Origin of the sequence: Actinosynnema sp. NPDC023658 (assembly GCF_040639995.1) — a bacterium.
GTDB lineage: Bacteria > Actinomycetota > Actinomycetes > Mycobacteriales > Pseudonocardiaceae > Actinosynnema.
Map to the genome: position 1 here is coordinate 1 of NZ_JBFAAX010000757.1, position 2,749 is coordinate 2,749.

At 71.9% G+C, this 2,749-nt stretch carries 3 protein-coding genes and 1 pseudogene; all 4 read left to right on the forward strand.

Translation table 11 applies throughout. The features are described 5' to 3' along the window. A pseudogene (locus tag AB0G02_RS34285) lies at window positions 1–608 on the forward strand (ATPase); the annotation flags it as partial. 92 nt (window positions 609–700) lie between these two features. Then, entirely contained in the window at window positions 701–1,117 is a 417-nt protein-coding gene (locus AB0G02_RS34290) for a YbaB/EbfC family nucleoid-associated protein (protein ID WP_360802767.1), read from the forward strand. 94 nt (window positions 1,118–1,211) lie between these two features. After that, the gene (locus AB0G02_RS34295; protein ID WP_360802770.1) at window positions 1,212–2,456 is read left to right on the forward strand and encodes a hypothetical protein; all 1,245 of its coding nucleotides are present in this window, start codon (window positions 1,212–1,214) and stop codon (window positions 2,454–2,456) included. A 51-nt stretch (window positions 2,457–2,507) separates the two neighbouring features. Next, window positions 2,508–2,749 (forward strand): hypothetical protein (locus tag AB0G02_RS34300; protein ID WP_360802773.1); only part of this gene is annotated, 242 nt, incomplete at its 3' end.

The following is a 2,749-nucleotide window of genomic DNA, read 5'->3' on the forward strand; positions in this document are numbered from 1 at the left end:
CCGGCCGCAGCGAGGTGGCTCGGCTCTACGCGCAGGCCCTCGCCGAACTCGGCCTGGTCGACGCGGGCCACGTCGTGCGGGTCCGGGTCGGGCTGGACCTGTGCCCGCGGTGGCCCGGCCAGGCCGCCAGCCTGGTGGGCCGGGCGTTCGAGGACGCCGCCGGCGGCGTGCTGGTGCTCGACGTCGACGCCGGCTGGCTCACCGACTCGGTGGAGCGCCGGGCGGAGACGGCCGAGGCGCGGGTCGAGGCGGTCCGCCGGGACGCCGACGGCGTGGTCGTGCTGCTGCTGGGCGAGCGGAGGCCGGTGCGCGACCTCCTCGCGCTCGACCACCTGCTGGCCGAGTGCTTCGCCGAGGCGTGGGAGTTCACCGAGCACGGCGTGGACGACCTGGTTCGGATGGCCGTGCGGCACCTGGCGCGACGCGGTCACGACGTGCCCGACGACGCCGTCACCGCGCTGCGCACCCGGATCGAGGGGTCGGCGGACCGCACGGCCCACGGCGCCCACCAGCTCGCGGACCACCTCGCCGCCACCGCGGCGTCCCGCACCCTCACCGCGGCGGACTTGCGCTCGCCGTCGTCGGGCGGGCTGGCCGCCGTGGGCTGATCGCGCAGAGGCGACTTCGCAAACAGGCGGTCCCAGCCCGCGCGCGCCACCCGCGCGCGCGTCCACCCACACCCTTGATCGAGGAGGTCGACATGTCCGATCCGCACACCGAACACCTGGAGCAGCTCTTCGCCCAGCTCCGCGAGCAGCAACAGCTCATGGCGGAGACCCAACAGCGGTTGCAGGAGATCCGCGCCACCGCGACCGCGCCCCGCAAGGTCGTGTCGGTGACCGTGGGGCACGGCGGTCGCGTGACCGACGTCAAGTTCCCCACCGCCGCCTACAAGAAGATGCCACCCGCCGAGCTGGCCGGCGTCCTCGTCGACACGATCGCCGAAGCGCAGCGCAAGGTCGGCGACGAGGCCGCCGAGCTGCTGGCGCCGCAGATGCCCGCCGGCCTGGACGCCAAGGCGATCTTCTCCGGCGAGTTCGACGCGAAGGCGTTCGTGCCGCCCGAGTCCGGCCTGCCCGAATCACTGCGCGCCGCGCTGCTGCGGACCAAGAGCTGAGGAGAAGACGATGGCGGCAGACAGGCCCGGCACCGGCGGTGGTCGACCGCCCGGAGGGCAGCCCTTCGGTGGTCAAGCGCCTGGGGTCCCCGACGTGCCACGGCTCGCCGGCGACGGACCCATCGTCGGCGACCCGTCCCTGCTGCGGCGCGCGGGGGAGCACTTCGGCGTCCTGGCGGGCGTCTTCGAGTCCATCCTCGCGAACTACGACTACCTGCACAGACCCCCGGTGAAAACCTCCGTGGCCGACGCGCTGGAAACCAGCACGGGCAAGACGTTCATACCGCCGTACATGGAGATCACGGACGCGGTCATGGCGGCGGTCCGCGGACTCTCCCGAAGTTTGCAGCTCACCCAGGACAAGCTCGTCGACCTGGCCCAGAGCCAGGAGGACGCCGAGGAGACCAACACCCGGTACGCCCGGAACGCGGTGGTCGTCCCCCCGCGGCAGAACCCCGGTCCGCCCCTGCGGAAGGGGACGACAGCGCAGGGCGCCGATCAGTGGGGCGCGGTCACCCCGGCGAGGTCCGGGCCGATCCGGAAGGGCGTGGTGCCCGGGCGGGAAGCCGCGGACCAGCGCGTGCGGTCGGACATCGGAATCCCGCTGTCGCCCCAAGTCCTGGTCAACGCGCTCGGCGAGAGGATCGGCGTGCTGGCGCCCTTGGGGTCGGAGGTGCCCGGCGAGGGCGGGAGGGTCTTCCTGACCGGCCCGGACGGACGGCTCAAGGGCTTCTTCCAGCCCGACGACGAGCACACCCTGGACGAAGTGGTGCCGGGCGTGCTGCAGCCGGGCTTCGCGCCGAGCAGGGAGGAAGAACCGGTGGAGCCGTTGCCGAGCACGCCGTCGGTGAGCTTCCCGGCGGAGCGGGTGGACGGGCCGGGCTCGCCTGTCGAGCCGTCGCTGGACGAGCCCGTGTTCTTCGATTCGGTGAGCTTCCCGGCGGAGCGGGTGGACGGACCCGACTCGCTTCTCAGGCCGTTGCCGGACGAGTCAGCGCCGGTTGAGCCGATCACCTTCACGGGGCAACCGCAGATCGATCCCGACCTTGTTCTCGAGCCGCCGGTCACCGAACCCCTGCGGGCCGACTCGATCGCGTTCCCGGCGCAGCCGGGGGTCGGATTCGACGCGCCTTTCGAGCCGTTGCCGGATGTGTCGGTCGAAGGAGTCCCGGTCTCATACCCGGTCCGACCGGTCGACGATCTCGGCGAACCGCTGCCGGTGGAGGTCCTGCCTGACGGGACGGAGCTCTACGCGCCCGTTCGGGCCACCCCGACTGAGTCGCTGGAGACCCCTCCGGTTGTCGTGACGCCGGAAGGACGGGATCCGAACGAGTCGTAGGACGCCCGACCGCCCACCCCGCCCTCCTCACGCCTGACGGGATTCCTCGCGATGTCTGTTGATCTTGATCCGTCGTTGGTCGGCGATATCGGCATGATCTTGTTGGCGGGGCAGGAGATTCCGCGGATGAGTTCGGCCGAGGCTTATGAGTTGGCGCGGGGTTGGGCGGCGCTGTCGGTTGGGTTGGCGGGGGCGGCTGGTGGTGTGGCGGGGTTGTCGGGTGTGGTGGAGGGGGGTGTTGGTGAGGCGGTCGGGCGTGCTTTTCGTGGTTATGTGGATGGTTTGGGTGGGGT